Origin of the sequence: Marinobacter sp. Arc7-DN-1, assembly GCF_003441595.1 — a bacterium.
Lineage (GTDB): Bacteria > Pseudomonadota > Gammaproteobacteria > Pseudomonadales > Oleiphilaceae > Marinobacter > Marinobacter metalliresistant.
The window spans coordinates 1,428,949-1,448,322 of sequence record NZ_CP031848.1; the positions used below are offsets into that span (position 1 = coordinate 1,428,949).

Genomic DNA, 19,374 nt, shown 5'->3' on the forward strand with positions numbered 1-19,374 from the left:
GATGCACTGGGGGGCTGCGCTGGCAGCCTCGCTGGTTCTCGCACCGTTCCAGGCCCAGGCCCATGCCTTCGGCGCGCGCTACGACCTGCCGCTGCCGCTCGGCATGTATCTTGCCGCCGCGGGGATAGCGGTGGCGGTCTCGTTTCTCGGCGCACTGCTCTTCCTCCGTGTCGGGCGGGCGCGCCCTCTGCATCTGGACATCCCGATACCCGCCAAAGTTCGCCGCGCATTTTCGACAGCGCTGGGTATTGTTGGCGTGCTTGGGCTGGCCGTCCTGCTCGGTGCGGCATTCTCCGGGCCGCAGGAGGCCGTGCGCAATTTCGCGACCGTCTGGGTCTGGGTGATCTGGTGGGTCGGGTTCGTGCTCTTCTCGGCCCTGGTGGTCTGCCTCTGGCCGCAGATCGACCCATTTCGCAGGCTTGCGGCGTTCTCGGTGTGGGGAACCGGACGGCCGTGGACCGACAGTGCGGCCAACCTACCGTCAGCTTTCGGCCTGCTGGCGCCGGCAGGGCTGCTGGCGATCGCCTGGATTGAGCTGATATCTGACTGGTCAGAAGATCCGCATGCGGTGGGCCTGCTGGTGACCGCCTATCTCGTGGTCGCGCTCCTCGGCGGGCTAGCCTTCGGGCTACAGTGGTTCCGTGTGGCAGATCCGCTAAGCCGCATTTTTGAGGTGCTTGGCCGGGTTGCGCCGCTCTCGGTGGTCAGCCGCAAGGCCCTGCGCTTGCGCCCACCGGGGGAGGGATTGCTGAACAGGTCAGAGCCGATCCGTGGCGAGGTGGCGCTGGTCACCGGGCTCATCGGGATTGTGCTCTTTGACGGCTTGTCCGAGACTCCGGTCTGGGCCGCGGTGCTGGATTTCGTGAGCGACTCGCAATCTCTGCGCCCGGCGCTGCTCTGGCTGCGCGCCCAGGGCGCGGATTTGATCCAGGTGATTCGCACCATCGGGCTCTTGGCGACCATTGCCGGCTTTTATGGCGCCTACTTGCTGTTAATCTTACTGATGCGAATGCTGGCCGGCGCCAGGCTCACGATCGGTCAGCTCGCGCGAGCCTTCGTCGGTACGCTCCTGCCTATCGCAGTCGCCTATCACCTTTCGCACTATATCTCGTACCTCCTGATCGCCGGACAGCTGGTCTTCCCTGCCGCCTCCGACCCTTTCGGCCTGGGGTGGGACGTCTTCGGTACGCAGAACTGGTCCATCAACATCAGCGTGATCGGAGCAAGGCAGATCTGGTGGATCGGCTTCACGGCCCTGATCGCGGGGCACGCGCTTTCCGTCCTGGTCGCGCACCGGCGCGCACTCCAGCTCTTCAAAGACTCGCGGCGGGCGGCGCTTTCGCAGATCCCGATGACCATTGCCATGGTCGGATTGACGGTGCTGAGCCTGTGGATCCTCTCACAGCCAATCACGAAGTGATTAGAACATAAGCTTGATTCCGCAACCGGCCGAGGTTTAACTGGAAATGCCCCGGCTTTTTTTCTGCGAGGAGTTCAATCGTGTGGTTTCCGGACTGTCGAACGCGGGTTACAGGGGCTTTGAAAAGGAGTGGTGCAGGTCATCACAACCATAGCGTCCTGATCGTAGTTGTAGTGCTTGAAGCGGGGCATTCCGACGGCTCCTTGTCTGTTTGCCTGATCCTAACAAACCGGGATGGGATTTTCGGTTTTTCAACAGCCTCAACGCTCGGCTTTGCGGCGTGCCGGAGCGCAACGTAGGCGCGTCCGACAACAGCCGCTTGTTAACCCCGGAGTTCGAGGTCTTCCCGGATGACCTCGGGATGGCGGAAAGCAATCTCGATGAGCGCTTTTGCTGGCCCAGAGGGTTTACGTCGGCCTTGCTCCCATTCCTGCAAAGTACGCGCAGAAATATGCAATACCTCAGCAAACTCTATCTGGGTCAGACCAGTTTTACCCCGTGCTTCTGCCACCTCATTAGGTTCTACACGACTGGTTCGTGCGGCTTTACCCGCTTTCATTTCTTTGACGGACTGGAGTAGCTTGTTGCCAAGCTCCTCTGCACTCAAAGTCTTGTTACTCATTTTCCAATACCTCACGAATCGACTTCAGGATATGAGCGGGTATGTTGCCCCTGACGGCCTTTTTGTAGATCACCAACAACCAGATCTCACCATTTGCCAGCTTGGTGAAGTAAATAACTCGCACCCCACCACGCTTCCCTGAACCCGCTACCGACCAACGAACCTTTCTACACCCTCCGCTACCTGGGATGGGGTCGCCAATTTCTGGACTGGCTGCCAGCCAAGCAAAGAAAGCGCTTCGCTCCTCCTCAGTCCAGATTTTTCTGGCGTCCGCTTCAAATGTAGGGTTTCGATAATGGTAAGCATGCCAACAAATATACGTCATTGACGGAGTTTTGCAAGATTGGAGTCAAAAAGGGTTAATCGGGATAGGGCGAGGCCTCACGGCCCCGCTCCCCCCACACCACCGGGCATACGGATCACGTACCACGGCGGTTCGGTTGATTGAGTTGTTCAGCGATCCACAAGGTCCGGCAGCCCCAGCGACAGGAAATACTGTCGGGGCAAAGCTTGCGCCGCACCCATTTCTCCAGGTCCTGGATCGGCGATTTCACTTGCGCAAAACCGTAGTAGCCTTTCCAGCCCCTCAGGTACACCGCTAACTCATCAATTACCGTCTGCATCGAAGGACTGTTTATACAGTATAATATACAGTATTGTTGAGGCGTGCCAGCAGAAGAAGCCAACATAGCCACATTTAAACAGTATCGGGTATGCCTATGAAAACTCGTGCCACCGGCCTGAATCCTCACAATCGCTTCCAACCCATTGTCACGGATCGCCAGTGTGATGATGGCTGGTATCAGGATCCGGAGGATGAGCTGAACCCGGACACCCTGGCGACCGAAGTGGTCTATGAAAACGTCCGGTCAATCATCAGCCGCAATACGTCGCCGGATGTACCCTTTGACCAGTCGATCAACCCCTACCGGGGGTGCGAGCATGCCTGCATCTATTGTTTTGCCCGGCCGACCCACGCGTACTGGGACATGTCTCCGGGCCTGGATTTCGAAACCCGCCTGATCGCCAAGCCCAACGCCGCCGGCAAGCTCCGGGAAGAGCTGGACCGGCCCGGTTACCGGGTTTCGCCCATTGCCCTGGGCATGAATACCGACGCCTACCAACCCCTTGAACGGGACCAGAAGATCACCCGCCAGATACTGGAGGTGCTGCTGGAGTACCGACATCCGGTTTCAATCATCACCAAAGGAGCCCTGATCCTGCGGGACCTCGATTTACTCTCCCGCCTTGCCAGCGAGGGTCTCTGCTCGGTGCGCGTGAGCCTGACCACCCTGAGCAACGACCTGAAACGTCGAATGGAGCCCAGAACCGCCGCTCCGGCAACCCGGCTGAAAATAATCAGGCAACTCTCGGAAGCGGGGGTTCCGACCGGCATTATTCTGGGGCCTGTCATACCGTTCATTAACGATCATGAGATCGAGGCAATTCTTGAGGCTGCAGCCAAGGCCGGGGCAACCCGGGCCAGCTGGATTATGCTACGTTTACCTCACGAACTGGACGAACTGCTCCAGGACTGGTTGCACCGGCACTTCCCACAGCGGGCGGAACACGTAATGAACCGGATGCGGGACCTGAGGGGCGGGAAAAACTATGACGCCGCATTTGGCCGCAGAATGACGGGCACAGGCCCCTATTCCGACCTGATCCGCCAGCGGTTCTCGAAGAAAGCACGGCGTCTGGGGCTCAATCTTCATGAGGAAGCGCCCCTGCGAAGCGATCTGTTCCGCCGACCCGGCGGTGAACAAATGGGGCTGTGGTAATCAAATGGAGACCACCGATGCATGGGCCAAGTCGTTTTTCCCTTACCACGGCACGGCTTACCAAGTGGCTGCCAGTCATTGCCGTTCGCAACGGAGGGCAATATTCCGTCCGACAGGATCCTGCTGAGCGCCCAGCATTGCCTCAGCGAATACATTGATGACCTCGACAAGGCCCACGTCGGTCCCTGCTGGCAACAGCGACCACCACATCCGGCTTCAGGATGGCAGGCGGCTGGCCTACACCGACCTGGGTGATCCCCGGGGTTATCCCATACTGTTCGGTCATGGCATGCCCGGTTGCCGGCTGGAAGGCCACTTCCTGCATGAGCGGGCGCGCCACCAGGGATTCCGCATCATTACTCCGGACCGTCCGGGGATCGGGTTATCGGATTACCGGGAGCGCCGGACACTCAGAAACTATCCAGAGGATATCCGGCAGCTGATCGACGCCCTGAAACTGCCGCGCTTCTCCTATATAGGCTGGTCCAGTGGCGGCTCCCGGGCATTGGCCTGCGGCTATGCCCTCTCGGACCGGATGGATCTCGGAGTCTGCCTTTCAGGCTACACCCACTTCCGCGAATTTCCCGGCCATCACAGACTGATTGAGGGCACGCGATGGCCCGGCCCCGGCCTCATGCGGCTGAGCCCGGCCCTGCTGAAGCTCGTCGTCCGGCTGGTCGTCTGGATTTCCCTCCGACACCCCAGCCTGTATATGCGTGAGGCAAAGCAGTTGGTAAGTGAACAGGACAGATCCCTGCTCCGCGCTTGTCTGAGAGGCGAATACTTTCGGCGCGACCAGTTGGAGTGCCTGCAAAGCGGCGGCCAGGCCATCGCCACCGACTTGCTGACCGAGCTGGCAGACTGGGGCTTCAAACTCAAGGGCGTGAAGGTGCCGATCCTCGTCTACCAGGGTCAACAGGACCCTTTCATCCCTGTGGACTATGCCCGTCATCTTGCAGACAATCTGCCCGACGCCGACCTGACCCTGATGCCAGACGCAGGCCACCTGTACCCTCTGTCAGGGCGGTTTCAGGAACACCTGTTTCAACGGCTGAACCATTATCTGAACAACCAGCACAGGGAACTACAAACTGAGCCATGACCCCTGAAATCAATGTTGTCTGGCTGGGCGGCTTTTCGGTCATGATGCTTCTGGATGCCACCCTCGGTTAGATCGCAGCGGACAGATTCCAGACCCCTGCCAGAGCTTCCAGCGCTTCTGAAATCAGAGGCTCGTCCTGCCGGTCACGGTGCCAGATAAAGCTCAAGGCACAGGGCAACTGAATCCCTTCGGCGATGACCAGCCCCTGTTCCTGGCGCTCAGCCATGGCCAGCGCATCCCTGGCAAGACTCAGGCCGACGCCGGCCCGAACCAGATCCAGCATGCAGGCCTCCTGGTCGACCTGGGCGACGCCACGGGGTGCCAGGCCCAGCGGTTCCAGGGTTCCCTTGAGTAACCGGTGGTGAACCGAGTCCTCCGGCGTCACAATCCAGGGCATGGCCGCCAGATCCGGCCACTGTGCAGACAGAATCCTCTGCCCCCAGCCTGCCGGCGCAACGACATAATAATGAAACCGGGTCAGTTCACGGTGGGTCACTTCGGGCGCCAGCACACCCGGGCCGACACCCGGCGGGGCCAGAAAAAACCCGACATCCAGGCGACCATCACGGACCTGCTCCAGAACACTGCCGCTCATCCCCTGCCGCAGTTCGGTCTCCAACTGGGGTGCACGTTCCACCAGCCGGTTCAGAAACGCCCCGAGACGAATGAATTCGGGATCCACAATGGTGCCGATGCTCAACCGGCCCCGCAGGGTACTGTGCAGTGCCCGGGCGCTCTGTCCGAACGCCGCCATGGCGGCCAGCGCTTTCTCGGCAGAAGGTAACAGGGCCTGGCCATCCGGCGTGAGGGCCAGCCCCTGGGGCTTGCGCAGGAACAGCTTCAGATCCAGTTCCTCCTGCAGGTGTTTGAGCTTCAGGCTGACGGCCGGCTGGGTCAGGTGAAGACGGGCTGCGGCACGGGAGACGCTGCCCTCACGGGCTACCGTAACGAACGCCCGCAAGCTCTGGAGGGGGTGCATAATATGCCTCATTCTCATTAAAGTGATATAAGCCTACATTATATCTGGCTTTTAGAAATCTCAATTGCTTTGGCTCCTGATCCACTCTAGCCTGTATGGTCAAATATCCACCAATACTGAAAGAAAGCCCTGAAAGACTCAATAACTGGCGTCATTCGAGGGATTCACGGGAAAAAATCGAGGCATTCATGACCAACGCGACCATCCTCCATTATATCAATGGCGAAATATCACCAGGCACCGCAAGCCAGACTCAGGACGTGTTCAATCCGGCCACTGGTCAGGTGACCGGTCAGGTTGCTCTCGCCAATCGTGCGGATGTGGACACAGCCGTTGCCGCCGCCGATGCTGCCTTCCCGGCATGGGCGGATACTCCGCCGATCCGGCGTGCCCGGGTTATGTTCAAGTTTCTTGAGCTTCTGAACAGACACAAGGACGACCTGGCCTGGGCCATCACCGCCGAACATGGCAAGGTCTTCACCGACGCCCAGGGTGAAGTGGCCCGAGGCATCGACATTGTGGAGTTTGCCTGTGGCATCCCCCAGTTGCTGAAAGGCGATTACACCGAGCAGGTCAGCACCGGCATTGATAACTGGACCACCCGCCAGCCCCTCGGTGTGGTTGCTGGTGTCACCCCGTTCAACTTCCCGGTCATGGTGCCCATGTGGATGTTTCCGGTCGCCATCGCTGCTGGTAACACCTTTGTACTCAAACCCAGCCCGCTCGACCCGAGCGCATCGCTGATGATTGCCGATCTGCTGCGTCAGGCGGGCCTTCCCGATGGCGTGTTCAACGTGGTTCAGGGCGACAAGGAAGCGGTGGAAGCGCTAATTGAGCACCCGGATGTGCAGGCCCTGAGTTTTGTCGGCTCCACCCCGATTGCCAACCTGCTCTATGAAAAAGGGGCAAAACACGGCAAACGTATCCAGGCCCTCGGTGGCGCAAAGAACCACATGGTGGTGATGCCCGACGCAGACCTGAACAAGGCCGTCGATGCCCTGATCGGCGCCGCCTACGGCAGCGCCGGCGAGCGCTGCATGGCCATTAGTGTCGCGATGCTGGTTGGCGATGTGGCGGACAAGATCATGCCACGGCTGGCCGAACGGGCCCGCACCCTGAACGTGAAAAACGGCGAGCAACTCGATGCCGAGATGGGCCCGATTGTCACGGCCGCTGCGCACCAGCGCATTACCGGCTACATTAACAAGGGCGTGGCCGAAGGCGCCAAGCTGGTGGTAGATGGCCGCGAGTTTGATGCCTCAAACACCGGAGAAGGCTGTGAAGATGGCTTCTGGATGGGCGGCTCGCTGTTCGATCAGGTAACGCCGGACATGACCATCTATCGGGAAGAGATTTTTGGACCGGTTCTGGCGTGCGTTCGGGTACCGGATATCGCCACTGCCATTCGCCTGATCAACGGCCACGAATTCGGCAATGGTGTGAGCTGTTTCACAGAGAGCGGCAGTGTGGCCCGGGAGTTCGGCCGCCGAATCCAGGTAGGTATGGTAGGCATTAACGTACCCATTCCGGTACCCATGGCCTGGCACGGCTTTGGTGGCTGGAAACGTTCCATGTTTGGCGACACCCACGCCTATGGCGAGGAAGGCGTGAAGTTCTACACACGCCAGAAATCCATCATGCAGCGCTGGTCCGATTCCATCGATGCCGGTGCAGAATTTGTCATGCCAACTGCCAAATAACGACCGAACGAGCTGCGGAGAAAACGCCATGTCCGACAACAAAAAGGCACAGGGACAGCAAGAGTTCGACTACATCGTGATAGGTGCCGGCACCGCCGGCTGCCTGCTCGCCAACCGCCTTAGTGCAGATCCGGCCAACCGGGTATTGCTGATCGAAGCCGGTGGCCGGGACAACTACCACTGGATCCACATTCCGGTGGGCTATCTCTACTGTATCAACAACCCGCGTACCGACTGGTGCTTCCGCACGGACCCGGACGCCGGTCTTAACGGGCGTTCGCTGATCTACCCCCGGGGCAAAACCCTGGGAGGTTGTTCCAGTATCAACGGCATGCTCTACATTCGTGGCCAGGCCCGGGATTACAACCAATGGGCCGAGATCACCGGCGAGGACGCCTGGACCTGGGACAACTGTCTGCCGGATTTCATGCGTCACGAGGACCATTACCGTCTGGATGACGGCGGAGACGCCGATCCGGAACACGACAAATACCACGGCCACGGTGGCGAATGGCGCGTGGAGCACCAGCGCCTGAAATGGAAGGTTCTGGAAGATTTCGCCACGGCCTGCGTGGAAGCCGGCATTCCCCGGACCCGGGATTTCAACCGGGGCGACAACGAAGGCGTGGACTACTTCGAGGTCAACCAGAGAGCCGGCTGGCGCTGGAATACCTCCAAGGCCTTTCTGAGGGAGGCGGAAAAGCGCCCCAACCTCACACTCTGGCACTCAACGCACGTGCTTGGTCTTGAAACAGAAGCCTCCGGCACCGGCCCCCGCTGCACCGGCGTGCGTGTTGACAGGCCCGGCAACGGTGAAGTCGTTGCCAAGGCACAGCGGGAAGTCATTCTCTCGGCTGGCGCCATCGGCTCACCGCAACTGTTGCAGCTCTCAGGAATCGGCCCTGCCGATCTTCTTAACGAGCATGGGATTGATGTAGTGGCTGACCTGCCCGGTGTGGGTGATAATCTGCAGGACCACCTGCAGATCCGGTCCGTCTACAAGGTGAAAGGGGTCACCACCCTGAACACCATGGCCAATTCACTGATTGGCAAGGCCCGGATTGGCCTGGAATACCTGCTCACCCGCTCCGGCCCCATGAGCATGGCACCGTCACAGCTTTGCCTGTTTACCCGCAGTTCCCCGGAACACAGGCATGCCAACATCGAGTACCATGTCCAGCCCCTGAGCCTGGACGCTTTCGGGCAGCCGTTACACGATTTCCCGGCGATAACCGCCAGCGTCTGCAACCTGAATCCAACCAGCCGCGGTACCGTGCGAATTCGCAGCAACGACCCGAAGCAGGCACCGGCCATTGCCCCCAATTACCTGAGCACGCCGGAAGACCGGAAAGTGGCCGCGGATTCGCTGCGGGTAACGCGGCGCATCGCTGAACAACCCACTTTCATGCAATACCAGCCGGAGGAATTCAAACCTGGCCTGCAGTACCAGACAGACGACGAACTCACCAAACTGGCCGGCGATATTGGTACCACCATTTTCCACCCGGTGGGCACCACCCGCATGGGCCGTGCCGATGACGAGCTGGCTGTGGTGGATCCGTATCTTCGAGTCCGGGGCGTGGCGGGTCTGAGGGTGGTGGATGCCGGCGTTATGCCGACCATCACCAGCGGCAACACCAACTCCCCCACCCTGATGATTGCGGAGAAAGCCGCCCGCTGGATCCTGGCCGGCAAATAGAAATGCCAAGAGCCGGTGATCCCGGGAATCGGGAATCGGGAAACGTCGGGTCGGCAGCTGTCGATATGGCCGGAGACTTATTCCGCCAGCCTGACAATGTCGCCGTATTCCCGAACCTGAACCACCCGTTCTGCGACCGGTTCAGAAGCCAGGCTGCAGGTTTCGTTGACCATGGCACTGGCCACCGTCTTCGCCTCAATGCCCCGATACTTGTCCAGGGGCCCAATCAGCAGTCGGTTAACCAATGGCATCGCCTTTATTCCCAGCGCCTCGGCCGTTCGGTGCTCTCGCCGATCCCCCAGCAGCAGGCTGGGGTGGTAGATGGAGAGATAGGGATAGCTGAGCTCCCTCAATGAATCCTCGAGCTCCCCCTTTACCCGGTTATAGAAAATCGTGGAGGAAGAAGACGCGCCGATGGCAGACATCAGAATAAAGGCCCTCGCCCCCTGCGACCTGCCGAGCTCCGCCGCCTTCAGGGGGTAGCCGAGATCCACCTTGCGGAACTGTTGCTGGGAGCCGGCCTTTTTGATGGTTGTGCCCAGACAACAGACAATACTATCAACGCTGAACAGATCCGCATGGTCCGCTAGCTGGTCAAAGTCGATTTCATGCTGCTCCAGTTTCTCGTGGAGGGTCGGCAGTTTGTGCCGTACCGGTGCAATCACCTGTGAAACTTCATCTTTAGCCAGCAAGCCCTCCAGCACCTTGCCACCGGTCAGGCCGGTGGCACCCAATAACATCACTTTCATAACACTCTTCCCTGGATAAACCTGTCCCCATCCTACCAAAAACCCACCGGAACGAGTTCATCATTCCATGTACATCACTGGCCGACAGTGTTGCAGATCTTCCCACCTGGGCCTATAAAAAAGCACCGGGCAAGGCCCGGTGCAAAGACTGACCACAGGTCGTCAGAGGGAGTATTTAAACCGCGTCAGTCGCTGACAGGGCTTTCCTTCATGGCCGCGTGCATGCGGCGACGGAGAATCGGACCAACCAGCACTGGCAGCACCAGACCGAGGCCGGCCACCAGCCATAGCCCGATGGACAGCGGGCTGGACCACAGCACACTCCAGTCCCCGTCGGACAGCACCAGGGCGTGGCCCAGGTTCTTTTCCATCTCCGGTCCTAAGAGCAGGCCCAGGATGACTGGTACCAGCGGGATCTCGAGCTTGCGCAGGAAGTACCCGGCAACACCGAAGGCCACCATGAAGTACAGATCAAAGGTACTGTGGCTGATGGAGTAAACCCCCACGAAGGCTACCATGGTCACGATAGGCAACAGGTACATGGGTGGTATCGAAAGCAGCCGGACAAAGAGGCCCACCAGCGGGATGTTCAACACCAGCAACAGCACGTTCCCGATCAGCAGCGCCGCGATCACGCCCCAGACAATGTCGGCATTCTGGGTGAACATCAGGGGGCCCGGGGTGATGTTGAGGGAGATCAGCATCGCCAGCAGCACGGCGGTGGTTCCGCTGCCCGGCACACCCAGGGTCAGCATCGGCACCAGGGCACCGGAAGACGCGCCGTTGTTGCCGGCCTCCGGAGCCGCCACGCCCCGGATATCACCTTCGCCAAACGTGCCCTTCTTGCCCAGCACCTGCTTTTCCAGGGTGTAGCTGATAAAGCTCCCCAGAGACGCACCGGCGCCGGGAAGCACACCCGCAATAAAGCCCAGAACGCCACCCCGCAGCTGGGTCGGAATGGTGCTGACCAGTTCCCTGAAGCTCAGGGTTATCTTGCCCACAGTCATCTTTTTGCGACCGCCTCCCATGCGCGACTCTACGAAAAACAGCAGTTCGGAAATCGCAAACAGGCCAACAATGGCAAGGATGAAGTCGATACCCTCATACAGCTCCAGAATATCGAAGGTGTATCGCTGGGTGCCGGTGGAGATATCAATGCCAACCGTGGAAACCATGATCCCCAGGGTCGCCGCAATCACCGTTTTCATGGGGTTCTTGCCGGTAATGCCGCCCAGGGTGGCGAACGCCAGCATGAACAGGGCAAAGTACTCCGCCGGGCCGAAGGTCAGGGCAAATTTCGCCAGAATCGGCGCCAGCATGATCAGACCGATCGTGCCGATCAGGCCACCGGTGAACGACGCCACGGCGGAGATGGCCAGGGCATCCGCCGCCCGGCCTTGCTGAGCCATGGGGTAGCCGTCGAGACAGGTCATCATGGCAGGCTCATCGCCCGGTATATTCAGCAGGATTGATGAGATTCGCCCGCCGTACATCGCGCCGGCATAGACCGAGGTCAGCAGGATCATCGCGGTTTCCGGGGGCAAACCCAGGGTGAAGGCCAGCGGAATCAGGATGGCCACACCGTTGGCCGGGCCGAGGCCGGGCAAACAGCCGATCAGGGTACCCACAAAGGCACCGAACAGCGCAAACATCAGGTTATACGGTGTCAGCGCGACTGCAAACCCCTCCATCAGAAAGCTCAGGGTTTCCATCAGTTCACCTCCAGCAAGCCACCGGGCAGGCTCAGGGACAGGCCGAAATTAAACAGCACAAACACCACCACCGCGCTGACCAGACCGGTCATAAACGCCTTGAGGGGCGCACCACCCATGCGCCAGCTGAGGGTGCCCACGGCCAGGGTCGTGGAAATCACAAACCCCAGGGGTTCCAGCAGCAGGGTGTAAACCACCAATACCACCAGTGAAATCGACAGCTCCAGGGCAGATTTACCGACCGGCCACTGAGCGTCCGGATCCGGCCTGATCATCAGATACAGGCTGCCAGCCACCAGCACCACCGAGAGAATGGTGGGGAAGGTTTCCGGTCCCACGCCCTCAGCGCCGCCGAATGGCTCGGGCCACTGTTGGGCAGCCCAGCCATAGACAACGGCGAGGACCAGAAGGCCCAGACCGAGAATGCGATCACCAAAGCTGGTCATTTCAGTAATCCGATTTCGCGGGACAGCTTTTCGATGTCCTGAACCTGGTTACGGACAAATTCATCGAACTGATCAGCGGGCGGATGAAAGGGAATCAGGCCATTGCTCTTCATGACTTTTTTCCATTGCTCGCTGGCGTACAGAGTGTCCACGGCGTTAACCCAGTACTCCTTGGCCGCTTGATCGGCGCCTTTGGGCATGTAGAAGCCACGCCAGTTCGGACCGAGGGCTTCAATACCCTGCTCTTTGGCCGTGGGAATATCACCAAACTTGCCGGGCAGGCGCTCTTCGGACAGGACAGCGAGAACCCGCAGGTCACCGGATTCCATGAAACCGGTGGCTTCCGAGATATCGCCGGTAAAGGCATCCACCTGGCCGCCGACCACCTGGGTCATGGCCTCGCCACCATTGTTGTACGACAGGTAGGGAATACGCGGCAGGTCGTCGGCGCCCGCTGCCTTGGCGGCGATCAGCACTTTCAGGTGATCCCAGCCACCCCGGGCGCTGCCACCGGCAAACTTGACGGATCGGGGATCATCCGCCACGGCATCCATCAGATCATTCAGATTCTTGTATTTCGAATCCTTGCCCACGGCGATGATGCCGTAATCGGCACCCAGGGCACCCACCCAGGTCACCATGTCGGCATTCATGCCCGGAAACTGCTTCTGGGCCAGGCGTGTGGTGGTCGCGGTGGACGCCGCTACCAGCAGTTTGTTGTCCTCGGCCCGCTTGCTCACCGTGTGTGCAAAGGCAACACCACCACCGGCGCCGGCCATATTAACGGTCTGCACGGAGCCATCCACCATGCCCAGCTCCCGCATCACATTGCCTACGCTACGACAGGTAAAATCCCAACCGCCGCCGGGATCGGCAGGCGCCAGACATTCCACTTTTCCGGAGGGTTCCCAGGCCAGGACAGACATACTGACGGCGGCCGCCGCCACAAAAGACAGGGTACGTTTGATCAACATTGTGTCACCTCATGCTTGTTGTTGTGTTCGCTCCCGAGGCAGGCCTGTTGGCTAGGCCGATGGGGCGACTCGCATACAGGTTAAAAGCGGATCGGCACAGTCTTGAAGCTTGTGGTCGTAACGCCTTTAAAGAAACTAATGGCCGTTTTGTTCATAAAGTTCACGGGCAATCCGCGCCACCGTGCATTACCCTGATGAGCAAACGACAACAACACCAGCAGTCCGTATCGTGTTCCGAAAAACCAAACTCAAAACCCGCATGATTCTCACCCTCGGGCTCGTCGGTGCCTTACAGACGATCCTGATTGGCGTGTTTGCCGGCTATTACCTGAGCGAATCCCTGTACGACGAGATCGGCCAGCGGGCCTTGATGGTCGCCAAGACCGTGGCCGCCACACCGGCGGTGATTTCAGGCATTCAGAACCGGGATGTGCCAGAACTCAATCACCTGGCGGCCCGGCTGGCGAAAACCAACGAAGCCCTGTTTATCGTGATCGGTGATCAGAAGGCCATCCGCCTGGCCCACCCGGATCCAACCCGATTGGGTCACTCCATGGCAGACGACGATGGTGATTATGGCCGCCAGGCCCTTGTACATGGTGAAGCCTATGTGGCCAGAGCTCTGGGCAGCCTGGGCGAGTCCATGCGCGGCAAGGCGCCGGTGATAATACCGGGCACCGGCGAGATCATCGGTATTGTGTCGGTGGGCTACAGTCTGGCGCAGGTTGAAGCCACCATTGCACGGTACAATTTTGTGCTTTACGGGGTGATCGGTGTGATGCTGATGATCACTATCCTCCTGGCCATTGTTATTGCCGGTCGGTTCAAACGGGCGATCTTTGGCCTGGAACCCGAGGAAATCGCCCGGCTGTTCCGGGAACGGGATGCAACGCTGCAATCGGTTCGTGAAGGCATCATTGCCATCAACCGGGAAGGTCTGATTACCACCGTCAACCGCACCGCCCTGGACACCCTGGGGCTGAAACCGGAAACACCCCTGGCCGGCCAGCCGGTGCTTTCGGTATTACCGGAAAGCGACCTGTTGTCGGTGCTGGAGTCCGGCATTCCTGATTTCGACCGGGAGGTATGGCTGCGTGGCCGGCAAATGATTGTGAACCGGCTCCCGGTGCGGGACGGCAGCGACATCATTGGCGTGGTGGCCAGTTTCCGGCTCCGTGATGAGGTGGACCAGGTCAGCCGCCAGCTGACCCGCATCCAGCAATACGCCGATGCCTTGCGTAGCCAGACCCACGAGTACTCCAACAAACTGCACACCATTGCCGGCCTGATCCAGATTGGCGCCACCGACGAGGCCCTGGCCCTGATCGGGAGCGAGGTCAGCGATCACCAGGCACTGCTGCACCTGCTGCTGGACGCGGTGCCCGACCCGGTCCTGGCCGGCTGCCTGCTGGGCAAATACAACCGGGCCCGGGAAATGGGCCTGCACCTGGACATTGATCCGGGCAGCCAGATGGCTGACATTCCCGAGCAGTTGCCCAGAGACCAACTGGTCAGCGTTCTCGGCAACCTGATCGACAACGCCCTGGAAGCAACCCGGTTGCACACTGGCGAAGGTGGCCGTGTCCAGCTCTCCATGACCGATCTCGGTCAGGAACTGATCTTCGAGGTGGAAGACCAGGGGCCCGGTATTCCCCAGGCGGCCCAGCAGAAGATTTTCGAGAAGGGGGTTAGCAGCAAGGAGGGCGATGAACACGGTATTGGTCTCCACCTTGTGCGATTATTCCTTAACCGCTGGGGCGGCTCAGTCATTGTTGAAAGCCTGTCGACCGGAGGTAGCCGCTTTACTCTATACTTACCCAAGACACCGGAAGCGAGGAAAACCAGTTGACCCCCATTCGACTCCTGATCATCGAGGATGACCGCAAAATAGCGGAGATTCAGCGACGGTTCGTAGAACGACTGGAGCAGGTCGAACTCTGCGGCATCGCCCACACCCTGGCCGACGCCCGGGATCAGATTGATGTTCTGACACCGGACCTGATCCTGCTGGACGTGTACTTTCCAGACGGCAATGGCCTTGAGTTATTGCGGGAACTACGGGCGGCAGACAGCGGCAGTGATGTCATCCTGATTACCGCCGCCAAGGAAGTCGACACCCTGCGCAGCGCTCTTCGGGGCGGCGTGTTCGACTACATTCTCAAACCTCTCGTTTTCGAACGGCTGCAGGAGGCTGTCAACCGGTACCGTGAACACCGGGAGCGGTTGTCCGGTCTGCACCAGGTCGCCCAGAAGGAAGTGGACGCACTACTACCCCGAAGCACCAGTGACGACACCTCCTCCGGGGACGAACGCCTGCCCAAAGGCATTGATGCGCTGACCCTCGACAAGATCCGGGAGGTGATGGCGAGCGGCGGCCACCAAAGCGCTGAAGAGGTTGGAGGCGCCATCGGGGCCTCGCGCACCACTGCCCGCCGCTATCTGGAGTATCTGGTTGGATCCGGGGAACTGTCGGCGGAAGTCACCTACGGCAGTGTCGGGCGCCCGGAACGGCGATACTGTGCCCACCATCACTGAACCGGGGCTCCGTTTAAAGTCGCGTGAGCGCCGCCAGGACGCGGTTCCGACAATCGCAGCCAGTCCACTGCGAGGTCTGTTTGCCAGGCACCTGCCGTACGATTGACTATTATCAAGTGAAATGGCCGGCAAACGATTGAGGCACTGCCCATGGTGGAGCGCTTACAATGCCCGGAGGGCCTCCGGTTACTGCTTACCCCGAACCGTTCCCTGAGCTGGAAAGGCAACATCAGGGTCTGGCTGTGCCTTTTTGCTGTCTCCGCCGTCACCACCACAGGCTTCAGTCTCGCGGGTGCCTGGGTGATCATTCCTTTTGCCGGCCTGGAACTGATCGCACTGGCATCCGGCATCTACCTTACTTCCCGCGATTGTCAGCGGCGGGAAGTGCTGACCATCGACGATACCGATATCCACATCGAGAAAGGCAGGGAGCGGAAACAGGCGGAGTGGACCCTGCCGAGACGGTATGCCCGCCTCCGGGTCAATGCTCCGGAACATCCGTTTGCTCCGGCGAAACTGGCGCTCACTCATCGCGATATGGATGTTCCTCTGGGGCAGTTCCTCAACATTGACGACACCACCATTCTCGTTGAACTTCTGGAATCCCGTGGAGTGGCTATAGAACGTAAAGAGCCCGATTCGAAAATCGGGCTCTGGTTCTGAGTTCCTTTCAGGGATAACCCCCAGCAGTTATTCGTAATGGGCCACAATCCTGTCGATTTCGCCCGCCTTGCGTGCCTCATCCAGCGCCTGCTGCAAATCCGCGATGATGGCCGGATCTGTGTTGGTGCTGAAGGCCAGATACATGGGCGTCTCGCGAAACACCAGCACCGGCTTGAGGCCGGTAATACCATGCTCTTCTTCAGCCACCAGCGGACCGACAAGGCCATCGGTCACCCACAGATCCGCCTGGCCCAGCGTCAGGCGACGTGCATTCACATCACCCGAGATGCCCATAACAACATTGAAGCCCTGGTCCACCAGATACCCGGACATGACATCGCCCTTGTAGCCGGCAATTCTCAGATCCCTGGCATCTTCCAGCGAATCCAGTGTAATGTCGGAGTCCGGTGCGCCAAATAACGTCCATTTGATGGACGCCAGTGGCCCTACCCACTGGAACTGATCTTCCCGCTGATCGGTCCGGGCCGTGCAGAAAAGGCCATGATTTTCCCGATCCTGAACCCAGTCGTAGGCATAGCTCCAGCCCCGCATTTTCATCACGTAATCGTATTCCACACGGGCAAATATGGCCTTCACCATATCGGTACAAATACCGGTAATGTCTTCTTCGCTGTGGGCGAAGCCTTTTCCGGATTCAGAGGTGTTATAGGGCGGGTAGTTTTCAGTAAAAATATACAGGCGTTCGGCCGCCAGAGCGGTCTGGCCGAGAGCAGACATTGCCAGCGCCATCACGCCGCATTTAATGCCTCTCATAACCTTTGAGGAGACCGATTCACGTTCAGTGGGCATTCTCTTGTCCTTTTCGACGATTCAGATGGAATGAAGATCGAGCGCCTGGAATCAATTCAGCGATAGCCATAGGCAGCAATATGGTTGAAAAAGCGGCAGTTTGGCACTTAACGCCAGCCATTATGGTCAATTCTGCCAGTAAAACCCATGATTGCGCGTCCCGCTGAAAAAGTCAGTGACAAAACGTATCTGAAAAGAGTGCCCGGGGGTTCAAAGGCCGCCGGCGGGCCATCGTTGGTCCCTGTCTTTGGTCGTCGGGTTTCGTTTGGCTGGCCTGTATTGAAATTGACGTCTCAAGGGAGACTGGGCAAACTCAATCGGGCACGTTTCCCACGATCATTTCCTCCCAATAATGAACAACAAGGCAAGTGCCATGGATTTTGTCAGAACCCCCGAAAAACGCTTTGAACGCCTGCTGGATTATCCCTTTGCCCCGCATTATGTGGAGTTGGATGGGCTGCGCATGCACTACGTGGATGAGGGCCCAGCCGAAGCCAGCCCGGTCCTCATGATGCATGGTGAACCCTCCTGGTCCTATCTTTACCGCCACATGATTCCGGTCTGTGCGGCGGCCGGCCACCGGGTGATCGCACCGGATCTGATCGGCTTCGGCAAATCGGACAAACCAACAGCCATCGATGATTACAGCTATCAGCAGCACATGGACTGGATGCAGGCGTTCATTGACCAACTGGAACTGGAAAACATTACGCTGGTGTGTCAGGACTGGGGGTCTTTGCTCGGCTTGCGGCTCGCGGCAGAAAACCCGGACCGTTTCCGGGCCATCGTGGTGGGTAACGGGATGCTGCCAACCGGAGACCAGAAAGCGCCGCCGGCCTTCAGGATCTGGAAGAACTTCGCGCTGCACAGCCCGTGGTTCCCCATTGCCCGGATCATCAACACCGGCTCGTTCCGGAAACTGGGCCCCGATGAACTGCGAGCCTATGACGCACCTTTTCCAAACAAGAAATACAAAGTGGGTGCTCGGGCCTTCCCACGCCTGGTTCCGATGCACCCGAACGACCCGGCGAGCGAGGCCAACCGTAACGCCTGGAAGGTACTGGAGCGCTGGGAAAAGCCTTTTCTGACCACCTTCAGCAATGGCGACCCGATTACCCGCGGGGGTGATGCCTATATGCAAAAGCGAGTTCCGGGCGCGAAAGGCCAGCCCCATGTCACCCTAAAGGGTGGTCACTTTCTTCAGGAGGATTCACCCGTGCCCTTTGCCCGGGCAATCAATAACCTGCTCGCCACCCTGACCTGACCGGTGCCACTCAGTCCTGGCCGACCGGCATCCTGGGCCGGTAGTGCCAGGACGACCAGCTATACAGCCCCAGTGCGATCCAGATCACCACAAAGCTGACCAGTTGGACATCGCTCAATGGCTCGCCGAACACCAGTAGCGCAATAAAAAACTGCAGGGTCGGGTTGATGTACATCAGGAAGCCGACCGTCGCCAATCGCAAACGCCGGGCGGCGCCTGCGAACAGCAGCAACGGGATGGCAGTGACAATGCCACTGGCCATCAGCAGGGCAGCGATGTAAGCACTGTTGCCAAAATGGGACAGCCCTTCGCGCGCGAGCCAGCCAAAGGCAAGCAGGCCCACGGGAAGCAGTAGCATGGTTTCCACGAACAGGCCGGACAGACCATCCAGTACCACCTGTTTGCGCAGCAGGCCATAGGTTCCAAAGCTGACAGCCAGCGCCAGGGAGATCCACGGCAGTTGCCCGAGCATCACCAACTGGATAAGGATACCTATGCCCGCCAGCACCACGGCGGTCATCTGCCATGGCCCCATGCGCTCACGAAGCACCAGCATACCCAGGGCAACATTCACCAGCGGGGTCAGGAAATAGCCGAGACTGGCCTGCAGAACATGGCGGGTTTCCACGGAATAGATATAGATGCCCCAGTTAGCCGCAATGAGCAAGGCGCAGCCCAGCACCCGCCAGAGCTGTGCCGGGTTGGCGAGGGCGGCCCGCACTGCGGACCAGCGCTGAAGCCCACTGATGACAAGGGCAAGGAAAACGCAGGACCAGATTATCCGGTGAATCAGGATCTCAAACGCCGGCACCCCCTCAAACAGGGCGAAGAACAGAGGGAAACAGCCCCAGATGGTATAGGCACTAAGACCATACCAGACGCCTTTGGTCACTTCCGTCATCCGTGAATCATTCCGGG

18 protein-coding genes are annotated in these 19,374 nt (G+C 59.4%); 9 read left to right on the forward strand and 9 right to left on the reverse strand.

The window, feature by feature from the left end:
• The first annotated feature begins 1 nt into the window (after position 1).
• Positions 2-1,420, forward strand: a complete 1,419-nt coding sequence (locus D0851_RS06660) for a hypothetical protein (protein WP_117617930.1) — start codon at positions 2-4, stop codon at positions 1,418-1,420.
• Between the two features lie 322 nt (positions 1,421-1,742).
• On the opposite strand, the gene D0851_RS06665 is transcribed toward D0851_RS06660, so the two are convergent.
• Both D0851_RS06665 and D0851_RS06675 read right to left on the reverse strand, forming a co-directional pair.
• Entirely contained in the window at positions 1,743-2,042 is a 300-nt protein-coding gene (locus D0851_RS06665; RefSeq protein WP_117617931.1) for a helix-turn-helix domain-containing protein, read from the reverse strand.
• 419 nt (positions 2,043-2,461) lie between these two features.
• Complete coding sequence (locus D0851_RS06675) at positions 2,462-2,665, reverse strand: group II intron maturase-specific domain-containing protein (protein WP_162893692.1); 204 nt, start codon at positions 2,663-2,665, stop codon at positions 2,462-2,464.
• A 96-nt stretch (positions 2,666-2,761) separates the two neighbouring features.
• Here D0851_RS06675 and D0851_RS06680 point away from each other — a divergent pair, with 96 nt between their 5' ends.
• The gene (locus tag D0851_RS06680; protein ID WP_117617933.1) at positions 2,762-3,823 is read left to right on the forward strand and encodes a PA0069 family radical SAM protein; all 1,062 of its coding nucleotides are present in this window, start codon (positions 2,762-2,764) and stop codon (positions 3,821-3,823) included.
• 157 nt (positions 3,824-3,980) lie between these two features.
• Positions 3,981-4,925 carry an alpha/beta fold hydrolase gene (locus D0851_RS06685; protein WP_117617934.1) on the forward strand — a complete coding sequence of 315 codons (945 nt, stop codon included), beginning with the start codon at positions 3,981-3,983 and terminating at the stop codon, positions 4,923-4,925.
• 67 nt (positions 4,926-4,992) lie between these two features.
• Here D0851_RS06685 and D0851_RS06690 read toward each other — a convergent pair whose 3' ends face one another.
• Positions 4,993-5,904 (reverse strand): LysR family transcriptional regulator, encoded by a 912-nt coding sequence (locus D0851_RS06690; RefSeq protein WP_117617935.1) that lies wholly within the window; start codon positions 5,902-5,904, stop codon positions 4,993-4,995.
• Positions 5,905-6,092: 188 nt separating this feature from the next.
• Between D0851_RS06690 and D0851_RS06695 the strand changes: the two genes are divergently transcribed.
• Together D0851_RS06695 and D0851_RS06700 are read left to right on the forward strand one after the other, a co-directional pair.
• Complete coding sequence (locus D0851_RS06695) at positions 6,093-7,604, forward strand: CoA-acylating methylmalonate-semialdehyde dehydrogenase (RefSeq protein ID WP_117617936.1); 1,512 nt, start codon at positions 6,093-6,095, stop codon at positions 7,602-7,604.
• A 28-nt stretch (positions 7,605-7,632) separates the two neighbouring features.
• The gene (locus D0851_RS06700) at positions 7,633-9,303 is read left to right on the forward strand and encodes a GMC family oxidoreductase (protein ID WP_117617937.1); all 1,671 of its coding nucleotides are present in this window, start codon (positions 7,633-7,635) and stop codon (positions 9,301-9,303) included.
• Between the two features lie 77 nt (positions 9,304-9,380).
• Here D0851_RS06700 and D0851_RS06705 read toward each other — a convergent pair whose 3' ends face one another.
• From D0851_RS06705 to D0851_RS06720, 4 genes are all read right to left on the reverse strand, one after another.
• A complete protein-coding gene (locus D0851_RS06705; protein ID WP_117617938.1) occupies positions 9,381-10,052 on the reverse strand; it encodes an NAD-dependent epimerase/dehydratase family protein in 672 nt (223 codons plus the stop codon).
• 185 nt (positions 10,053-10,237) lie between these two features.
• Positions 10,238-11,764, reverse strand: coding sequence for a tripartite tricarboxylate transporter permease (locus D0851_RS06710; RefSeq protein WP_117617939.1), 1,527 nt, complete (start codon positions 11,762-11,764; stop codon positions 10,238-10,240).
• A complete protein-coding gene (locus D0851_RS06715) occupies positions 11,764-12,210 on the reverse strand; it encodes a tripartite tricarboxylate transporter TctB family protein (protein ID WP_117617940.1) in 447 nt (148 codons plus the stop codon). The genes D0851_RS06710 and D0851_RS06715 overlap by 1 nt, the downstream gene beginning before the upstream one ends.
• The gene (locus D0851_RS06720; protein WP_117617941.1) at positions 12,207-13,184 is read right to left on the reverse strand and encodes a Bug family tripartite tricarboxylate transporter substrate binding protein; all 978 of its coding nucleotides are present in this window, start codon (positions 13,182-13,184) and stop codon (positions 12,207-12,209) included. Before D0851_RS06720 ends, D0851_RS06715 begins: the two co-directional genes overlap by 4 nt.
• 259 nt (positions 13,185-13,443) lie before the next feature.
• Here D0851_RS06720 and D0851_RS06725 point away from each other — a divergent pair, with 259 nt between their 5' ends.
• The 3 genes from D0851_RS06725 (at position 13,444) to D0851_RS06735 (ending at position 16,382) form a co-directional block, all read left to right on the forward strand.
• The gene (locus tag D0851_RS06725; RefSeq protein WP_117620314.1) at positions 13,444-15,033 is read left to right on the forward strand and encodes a sensor histidine kinase; all 1,590 of its coding nucleotides are present in this window, start codon (positions 13,444-13,446) and stop codon (positions 15,031-15,033) included.
• Entirely contained in the window at positions 15,030-15,719 is a 690-nt protein-coding gene (locus D0851_RS06730; protein ID WP_117617942.1) for a response regulator, read from the forward strand. Before D0851_RS06725 ends, D0851_RS06730 begins: the two co-directional genes overlap by 4 nt.
• Positions 15,720-15,869: 150 nt before the next feature.
• A complete protein-coding gene (locus D0851_RS06735) occupies positions 15,870-16,382 on the forward strand; it encodes a DUF2244 domain-containing protein (protein WP_117617943.1) in 513 nt (170 codons plus the stop codon).
• 27 nt (positions 16,383-16,409) lie between these two features.
• Here the strand turns inward: D0851_RS06735 and D0851_RS06740 are convergent, their stop codons facing one another.
• A complete protein-coding gene (locus D0851_RS06740) occupies positions 16,410-17,192 on the reverse strand; it encodes a substrate-binding periplasmic protein (protein ID WP_117617944.1) in 783 nt (260 codons plus the stop codon).
• A 373-nt stretch (positions 17,193-17,565) separates the two neighbouring features.
• On the opposite strand from D0851_RS06740, the gene D0851_RS06745 reads away from it, so the two are divergent.
• Positions 17,566-18,456 carry a haloalkane dehalogenase gene (locus D0851_RS06745; RefSeq protein WP_117617945.1) on the forward strand — a complete coding sequence of 297 codons (891 nt, stop codon included), beginning with the start codon at positions 17,566-17,568 and terminating at the stop codon, positions 18,454-18,456.
• Between the two features lie 10 nt (positions 18,457-18,466).
• Here D0851_RS06745 and rarD read toward each other — a convergent pair whose 3' ends face one another.
• On the reverse strand, positions 18,467-19,357 hold the full coding sequence (rarD, locus tag D0851_RS06750) for an EamA family transporter RarD (protein WP_117617946.1): 891 nt from the start codon (positions 19,355-19,357) through the stop codon (positions 18,467-18,469).
• Positions 19,358-19,374 lie beyond the last annotated feature (17 nt).

Excerpts from the sequence above, each read along its gene's own strand:
- D0851_RS06660 (WP_117617930.1), top strand. The coding sequence starts at position 2 with ATGCACTGGGGGGCTGCGCTGGCAGCCTCGCTGGTTCTCGCACCGTTC.
- D0851_RS06665 (WP_117617931.1), bottom strand. The coding sequence starts at position 2,042 with ATGAGTAACAAGACTTTGAGTGCAGAGGAGCTTGGCAACAAGCTACTC.
- D0851_RS06675 (WP_162893692.1), bottom strand. The coding sequence starts at position 2,665 with ATGCAGACGGTAATTGATGAGTTAGCGGTGTACCTGAGGGGCTGGAAA.
- D0851_RS06680 (WP_117617933.1), top strand. The coding sequence starts at position 2,762 with ATGAAAACTCGTGCCACCGGCCTGAATCCTCACAATCGCTTCCAACCC.
- D0851_RS06685 (WP_117617934.1), top strand. The coding sequence starts at position 3,981 with ATGACCTCGACAAGGCCCACGTCGGTCCCTGCTGGCAACAGCGACCAC.
- D0851_RS06690 (WP_117617935.1), bottom strand. The coding sequence starts at position 5,904 with ATGCACCCCCTCCAGAGCTTGCGGGCGTTCGTTACGGTAGCCCGTGAG.
- D0851_RS06695 (WP_117617936.1), top strand. The coding sequence starts at position 6,093 with ATGACCAACGCGACCATCCTCCATTATATCAATGGCGAAATATCACCA.
- D0851_RS06700 (WP_117617937.1), top strand. The coding sequence starts at position 7,633 with ATGTCCGACAACAAAAAGGCACAGGGACAGCAAGAGTTCGACTACATC.
- D0851_RS06705 (WP_117617938.1), bottom strand. The coding sequence starts at position 10,052 with ATGAAAGTGATGTTATTGGGTGCCACCGGCCTGACCGGTGGCAAGGTG.
- D0851_RS06710 (WP_117617939.1), bottom strand. The coding sequence starts at position 11,764 with ATGGAAACCCTGAGCTTTCTGATGGAGGGGTTTGCAGTCGCGCTGACA.
- D0851_RS06715 (WP_117617940.1), bottom strand. The coding sequence starts at position 12,210 with ATGACCAGCTTTGGTGATCGCATTCTCGGTCTGGGCCTTCTGGTCCTC.
- D0851_RS06720 (WP_117617941.1), bottom strand. The coding sequence starts at position 13,184 with ATGTTGATCAAACGTACCCTGTCTTTTGTGGCGGCGGCCGCCGTCAGT.
- D0851_RS06725 (WP_117620314.1), top strand. The coding sequence starts at position 13,444 with ATGATTCTCACCCTCGGGCTCGTCGGTGCCTTACAGACGATCCTGATT.
- D0851_RS06735 (WP_117617943.1), top strand. The coding sequence starts at position 15,870 with ATGGTGGAGCGCTTACAATGCCCGGAGGGCCTCCGGTTACTGCTTACC.
- D0851_RS06740 (WP_117617944.1), bottom strand. The coding sequence starts at position 17,192 with ATGCCCACTGAACGTGAATCGGTCTCCTCAAAGGTTATGAGAGGCATT.
- D0851_RS06745 (WP_117617945.1), top strand. The coding sequence starts at position 17,566 with ATGGATTTTGTCAGAACCCCCGAAAAACGCTTTGAACGCCTGCTGGAT.
- rarD (WP_117617946.1), bottom strand. The coding sequence starts at position 19,357 with ATGACGGAAGTGACCAAAGGCGTCTGGTATGGTCTTAGTGCCTATACC.